At 42.4% G+C, this 6,680-nt stretch carries 7 protein-coding genes and 1 pseudogene; 2 read left to right on the top strand and 6 right to left on the bottom strand.

Annotation, left to right across the window (positions count from 1 at the left end):
* The 6 genes from AC1DVB_RS24285 to AC1DVB_RS24260 all read right to left on the bottom strand — a co-directional run.
* Window positions 1-418, bottom strand: a 418-nt coding sequence (locus AC1DVB_RS24285) for an ABC transporter ATP-binding protein (RefSeq protein WP_477591330.1), incomplete at its 3' end; no start/stop codon positions are given.
* A 15-nt stretch (window positions 419-433) separates the two neighbouring features.
* A complete protein-coding gene (locus tag AC1DVB_RS24280) occupies window positions 434-1,222 on the bottom strand; it encodes an ABC transporter permease (protein WP_048687496.1) in 789 nt (262 codons plus the stop codon).
* A gap of 6 nt (window positions 1,223-1,228) precedes the next feature.
* Window positions 1,229-2,053, bottom strand: a complete 825-nt coding sequence (locus tag AC1DVB_RS24275) for an ABC transporter permease (protein ID WP_057278330.1) — start codon at window positions 2,051-2,053, stop codon at window positions 1,229-1,231.
* A 24-nt stretch (window positions 2,054-2,077) separates the two neighbouring features.
* Window positions 2,078-3,007 (bottom strand): nucleoside hydrolase, encoded by a 930-nt coding sequence (locus AC1DVB_RS24270; protein ID WP_477591327.1) that lies wholly within the window; start codon window positions 3,005-3,007, stop codon window positions 2,078-2,080.
* Between the two features lie 21 nt (window positions 3,008-3,028).
* Window positions 3,029-4,066, bottom strand: a complete 1,038-nt coding sequence (locus AC1DVB_RS24265) for an ABC transporter substrate-binding protein (protein WP_454861742.1) — start codon at window positions 4,064-4,066, stop codon at window positions 3,029-3,031.
* Between the two features lie 192 nt (window positions 4,067-4,258).
* On the bottom strand, window positions 4,259-4,609 hold the full coding sequence (locus AC1DVB_RS24260) for a DUF2294 domain-containing protein (RefSeq protein WP_095679093.1): 351 nt from the start codon (window positions 4,607-4,609) through the stop codon (window positions 4,259-4,261).
* 360 nt (window positions 4,610-4,969) lie between these two features.
* On the opposite strand from AC1DVB_RS24260, the gene AC1DVB_RS24255 reads away from it, so the two are divergent.
* The gene (locus AC1DVB_RS24255; RefSeq protein WP_454861743.1) at window positions 4,970-6,505 is read left to right on the top strand and encodes a maltose/glucose-specific PTS transporter subunit IIC; all 1,536 of its coding nucleotides are present in this window, start codon (window positions 4,970-4,972) and stop codon (window positions 6,503-6,505) included.
* 40 nt (window positions 6,506-6,545) lie between these two features.
* Window positions 6,546-6,680, top strand: a pseudogene (locus tag AC1DVB_RS24250) (N-acetylmannosamine-6-phosphate 2-epimerase); the annotation flags it as partial.

Raw genomic sequence — 6,680 nt, 5'->3', positions numbered from 1 at the left:
GCTTTTGCCCTCCAGAAAGCTCTTGGGGATATCGTTTTTCAAAACCTTTCAAGTTAACGATCTCGAGCACATTCATTACCTTTTTTTCGATTTCACTTTTAGCATTCTTTCTCAGACGGAGACCGAAAGCAATATTATCGAATATCGACAAATGCGGAAATAATGCATAGTTTTGGAACACAAAGCCAAAGTTCCGCTTGTTGACGGGCACTTTCGTATAGTCCTTTTCCTTGAATAAAAACTTCCCTTCATTCGCCTGTAAAAACCCGGCAATTAAACGGAGGGTCGTCGTTTTCCCACAGCCGCTCGGTCCAAGAAGGGATACCAGTTTCCCTTTTTCAATCTCAAGATTGAAATCTTTTAATATATTCTGTTTGTTATAGGCTACAGATATATCTTGTAAAGTGAATAAAGCCACCCATCATTACCTCCTTTATCGTTTTGTGAAATAAGACAATCCCATGAGCCGTTCCACTATAAACATGAAGAAAGCGGTTATGAACATGAGCAATACGGAAATGGCCGAAATGGTGGGATCGAAGTAGTTCTCCACATACGTCAGCATCTGAATCGGAAACGTACTTACCCCAGGGCCTGTCATATAAACTGAAATGTCTACATTATTGAAGGATTCCAAGAAGGCGATCATGACTGCCGCCAGAATTCCTGATTTTATATTCGGGAGGACAACTGTAAAGAATGTGCCCAATTTACTCGCTCCGAGACTTTCGGCCGCTTCTTCAATGGAAAAGTCAAAGTTTGATAAGCTTGAAGAAATCACACGGATGATGAAAGGCAGCATGATAACAGTATGTCCCACAAACAGGGCCGCATATATCGGAAGCTGATAAGTCCCTACAATGTAACGTAAAAACGCAAAGCCCAGCACAATTCCCGGTATTAATATCGGAGAAACGAAAAAGGCATTTATCACGCTTTTCCCTTTGAAATCAAACCGGCTTAATGCATAGGCAGCCGGCACTCCCAGTAACAGTGCCAAAAGGTTGCCTCCGAGTGAAACAAGGATGGACGTTTTAAAAGCGACCAAAAACATGTCCACATTAAAAATATTTTCATACCATCTGAAAGAAAACTCTTCTGGCGGGAACTTCAAAATATTTCCGCCTTCAAATGACGTAACGGATATGATAAGCAAAGGCCCTAGTAAAAAAAGGAACACCAGGAATGTAAACAGGGCCAATCCTCGATTTTTTTCCTGCATACACCTCTACCCCTTTGGATTTAATTTTTTTGCCAAACCATTCATGATCGATATGATAAGGACGGTCACGGCAATCATTATCGTAGCGACTATCGATGCCACTTGCCATTCGTTCAATGTAATCGCGTTTTGATAAAGAAAGGTCGAAATGACCCGCTGTTTCCCGCCTAATAAAGCAGGCGTAGTATAAGCCGTGAAGCTTCCTACGAAAACAAGGATGCTGCCAATGACCAAACCTGGAACCGAAAGCGGAATGATCACTTTTGAGAATACGGCCAATCTTGATGCTCCAAGGCTCTCCGCCGCTTTTAATAAGTCCGTCTCGATGTTCTCCATCACACCCACCAGCGTCACGATGATCAATGGCAGGAATAAATGGACCAATCCGATGATGATGGCAGTGGGCGTGTACAATATATCAAGCGGCTTTTCAATCAAGCCCATGCCCATCAGCAATTTATTCACGACACCGTTTTTACCGATGATCACCATCCAGCTGAATGAGCGGACAACAGGGCTTGTTAATAGCGGGAAGATCGTCAGCAAAAGCATGATGGCTTTTTTTCGTTGTTTCAGTTTTGAAATATAATAAGCTGCTGGAAATCCCAATAGTATGCAAATGATTGTCGTGAACAGACTCACCCTAAGTGTCGTCAGCAGAATTTCAATAAAGTATCGGTCTTGGAAAAAGTCGAGATATCCTTGTATGGAAAAACCGCCGCCTTCATGAAAAAAGGTCGTGCCAATCGTCATTAGGATCGGAATGATCATGAAAATCGTTAAAAATAGAACGCCTGGTAACAGCAACAGGTATAGATAGCGTTTCTTCACCTCGGAACCCCCTGTTCGTATTATTTATGAATTGATTATGCGAATGAACAGGTCGAAAAACGCTTCCGCATCGACGTCCAGACAAACTTGTGCATTCGGCTGCTTCATCAGCCTATTTTGAAAGTCGCAAACCATCTGTCCGTCACAAAGCTCGCTTTTTGTTTCAACATCCACATAATATTCTTCTCTGGTGACAAGATCTTCTTGCAACGCAATGGCTACAGCTAATGGATCATGCATTGCACATGCCCATATGCCGTTACGTTCAAAATACCTTTTCCGATAATCTGATGTACTTTGCCTTATATAGTCAGCAAGTTCATGGTTTTGAATCAATTGGATATGCTCTTCACCCAATAGAACCTTTCTCGTGACATCAAGACCAACTTGCGTGATGGATGCGAATCCCGCCTGTAATACGATTTTGGCTGCTTCAGGATCGACATACGTGTTATATTCAGAGGTCGGCGTGACATTGCCAACCCCTTTGATCACTCCGCCCATGAATATGACTTCTTTAACGAGCTTGGTGATTTGCGGACATTTTTTCACCGCCAATGCCAAATTCGTAAGAGGTCCCGTCATGACAAGCGTCACTTCACCAGGAAAATTCAAAATGGAATTGATGATGAAATCAGAAGCAAATCCATCATCAGGCCGCTTATTGACTGGCACATCCTTCAAGGCTCCGCCAATCCCGTCTTCGCCATGGATCCGGTGTTCAAAAAAGGGGCTCCTGATAATTGGGCTATCTGCCCCCTTTATGACTGAAATGTCCTGTTCATTCAATAAATCCAATATTTTGCATGTATTCAATGTGGCCGTATCAAGGGATACATTCCCGTTCACCGTTGTGACCGCCAATATGTCGAATTGACGGCTTTTAACAGCAAGAATGATCCCGATCGCATCATCTATTCCAGTATCCACATCAAGAATCATTTTTTTCTTCATCAAGCACACCTCGTTTCTTTCTTAGTGTGTAAGCTCACGATTCCAACGATCGATCCATTGTTTCGAGTTTTCATTAACAAACTTCATGTCCAATACACGCAAGCTGTCAATGACTTCATCTCCGTAGGTTAAGCCTTTCGCTTCCGATTTAGAGAGCTTGACTTCCGTATTGACAGGAGAATCCACTTTCGCTTTCGCTGATTTTTCCTGAACTTCCTTGCTTAAGATGTAATTCATGAATTCGCCGGCCAATTCTTTTTGATCGCTGGCTTTAACAATATTCACCGTATTCATCACTGCGTAGCCGCCTTCTTGAGGGGAAATGAACTTAGCATTGGGAACGGCTTCCTGTAAATCGCCAAAATACATTTCCATGATCGGGCCTGCAGCGATTTCCCCTTGCGAGAACATGTTGACGAACTCTGATGTTTGCCCATATTCCTTCACCGCATTCGGCATGATCTTTTTCATTTGATCGAACGCTTTATCCTCATTGAACTCTTCACTTCCGCTAGCTTTTGAAGCGGCATCCAAAAACATCGGTCCAGTTGTCGAAGTGATGGATGGGATTGTGATCTTCCCTGCCATATCCTTGCTCCAAAGATCCTTCCAAGAGGTGATCGGTTTACTCAATTCATCGGGATTATAGGCAATCCCAAATTGTGCAATGGTATAGGCTGGTCCATACTCAGCACCATTCGGCGCTTTTGCTTTGTCGTAGATATGATCAATATTCGGAATTTTGCTATGGTCAACTTTCTCAAATAACCCTTCATCGATTCCCTGCTGTGCATAGTAGTCGGATAAATAGATAACATCCACATCGCTATTCGCTTGGCGCACTTTGTTCAATCGATCTGCATTATTTCCTGAATCAACGACAATCTCGACATTATGCTTCTTTTCAAATGGCTCATAGACTTCAGGACGGAAGAAATCATCGGCGAATCCCCAAGTGGAAACAACCAATTTAGCTGGTTTTTCCTTTCCGTCGTCCTTTGAAGAGCATGCAGCTAAAACTAATGTGAACAGTGATAACATCATCAATATTTTTTTCATCATCCAAACCTCCAAGTTCATATTGTTTAAAATTTCCTTTTTACTGATTTACATGTAAAAAAAGACAATCTTAAATAGAATTGAAATTCTACCCAAGATTGTCTTTTCTTTGTAAACAAAGATAAAACTTATCATTTGGTTCTCTAGCGGCGTCCCCTCCAGATAAATCCGAAGGGAAATCCACTTATATGATTATATAATTTTTTCCTTCAATACTATATTGGTGAATGCCAGCTGAGTCGCTGAGTCATAATCCCTCAGGACAGCTTCGATATCCCAATTCGTTTGCGTTTCCAGCTTTTGTTTCAGTTTCTTTTTATAAAGCAGGGACATATGGAAGTCAACCTCCTGCTTCAGGCTGGGAACTTCCCCTTCTAAAGCTTCAGAGCGCGGGGCACGTCGATGTTTGGCCTGAAATGTAATCACATTCTGCTCAACAGTAACCTTCAGCAGCGTCGTACCAAAGCCGAACAATTCCTTCGATACCTCATTATACATATGAGAAAGCAATTTCTTCGTTTCGTTAGCGTTTATCGGTAAGATGACTATCACCTGCCAAACTATCGTTTGAGGTAATTATATATACTTTTTTTTGATTGCACAAGATAATATTCGGATTTTGGATAAAAAAAATGTTTTTTCTTATTAAATAGTACGTTTACTCACCAATACACGAATTATAAAAATAAGCAATAAAGATTTCAATATATTCATATAACTTTTTATCCAATCCAGCACCTTCTATTATTGAAAACTTTTTCAGAGAAATAAGCACAAGATTGAAAACAGTTGATATAACCTTGCATCGCATTGAAAACGCTCTCAAAGGGATTTAATATAGCTAGTATAGAGCGATAAAAAATAAAGAGTATCAAAGGCTCGTTAAATGAGGGAGGAATATTTATGAAGAAAGCTTTCGAGAAAGCGCAACAATTCGGTAAATCTTTTATGCTCCCGATTGCCGTTTTGCCAGCGGCCGGTTTATTGCTGGGAATTGGCGGTGCTCTTTCCAATCCAAATACAGTTGAGGCTTATCCATTTTTAGACTTTGCTTGGCTGCAGGCCATTTTCACGATCATGAGTTCTGCAGGAAGCATCGTATTCGGCAACTTGCCGGTTATTTTTGCCGTAGGTGTTGCAGTAGGCCTGGCACGTTCGGATAAAGGGACCGCTGCATTGGCCGCCATGATCGGCTATTTCGTCATGAACAGTTCAATAAATGCACTGCTTCAAATAACCGGGGAACTTGCCAAAGAGAATTTGGCAGGTTCCGGACAAGGAATGGCCGTCGGGATCCAGACACTGGAGACCGGTGTGTTTGGCGGTATCGTAGTAGGGATCGTTGCCGCACTTTTGCACAATAAATATAATAAAATTCAGCTTCCGCAAGTGTTAGGCTTTTTCGGGGGTTCCCGTTTCATTCCCATCATCGTTTCCTTCGCGTCCATCTTGGTTGGAGCCGTGCTTTTTATCGTATGGCCTTATTTCCAACTTTTCATAAACCAATTAGGTGCGCTGGTAACGAGCACAGGTACGATCGGGACTTTCTTTTACGGATTCATATTACGGATGCTCGGGCCGTTAGGGCTGCACCATATTTTCTACCTTCCCTTCTGGCAAACAGCTTTAGGCGGAACGATGGAGATTAAAGGGCAGCTTGTCAGCGGGACCCAGAACATCTTCTTTGCACAATTGGCCGACCCAACTACTGCCAAGTATTATGAGGGTGTTTCCCGCTTCATGTCGGGACGGTTCATCACGATGATGTTTGGTCTGCCTGGCGCGGCATTGGCCATTTACCATTGCGCTAAACCTAAAAATAAGAAAGTCGTGGCCGGTTTGCTGCTTTCAGCTGCCTTGACCTCTTTCTTAACAGGCATCACCGAACCGCTTGAATTCAGTTTCTTATTTGTCGCACCGATCCTTTATGTTTTTCATGCCTTGTTTGACGGACTTGCCTTCATGATGGCAGATATATTCAATATAACGATCGGTCAAACCTTTTCTGGAGGATTTATTGATTTTACTTTATTCGGGATACTCCAGGGCATCAGTAAAACAAACTGGATTTATGTACTTTTCGTCGGCATTCCGTGGTTTTTCCTATACTACTTCACTTTTAAATTCTTGATCAGGAAGAAGAATTTGAAAGTGGTTGGCCGTGAAGATGATGAACAGGCCGCTGTTACACAAGTAACGGCATCAGAGAGAACCCAGACCATCGTTAACGGATTGGGCGGACAGGAAAATATCGAGATCGTCGATTGCTGTGCAACCCGTCTCCGTGTCACAGTAAAGGATGAAACATTGGTGAAAGAAGACGTCATAAAACAAACCGGTTCAAAAGGTGTCGTAAAAAAAGGAAACGGCATTCAAATAGTTTACGGTCCCCAAGTGACGATCATCAAAAATGAAGTGGAAGAATTCTTGGGACATTGAGAATATAGACAACGATAAGGACGTGTTAAACATGCAACAGGTGCTGGATAAAATTCACAAGGGCTTAATTGTATCATGTCAAGCATTGGAGAATGAGCCGCTGCACAGCTCTTTTATTATGGGACGCATGGYCATTGCTGCCAAAGAAGGCGGTGCGAAGTGCATTCGCGCAAAC

The sequence above is a fragment of the Peribacillus sp. P4_D6 genome (assembly GCF_056401795.1).
This window is presented reverse-complemented; position numbering and strand designations above follow the sequence as displayed.

Excerpts from the sequence above, each read along its gene's own strand:
- AC1DVB_RS24280 (WP_048687496.1), bottom strand. The coding sequence starts at position 1,222 with ATGCAGGAAAAAAATCGAGGATTGGCCCTGTTTACATTCCTGGTGTTC.
- AC1DVB_RS24270 (WP_477591327.1), bottom strand. The coding sequence starts at position 3,007 with ATGAAGAAAAAAATGATTCTTGATGTGGATACTGGAATAGATGATGCG.
- AC1DVB_RS24265 (WP_454861742.1), bottom strand. The coding sequence starts at position 4,066 with ATGAAAAAAATATTGATGATGTTATCACTGTTCACATTAGTTTTAGCT.
- AC1DVB_RS24255 (WP_454861743.1), top strand. The coding sequence starts at position 4,970 with ATGAAGAAAGCTTTCGAGAAAGCGCAACAATTCGGTAAATCTTTTATG.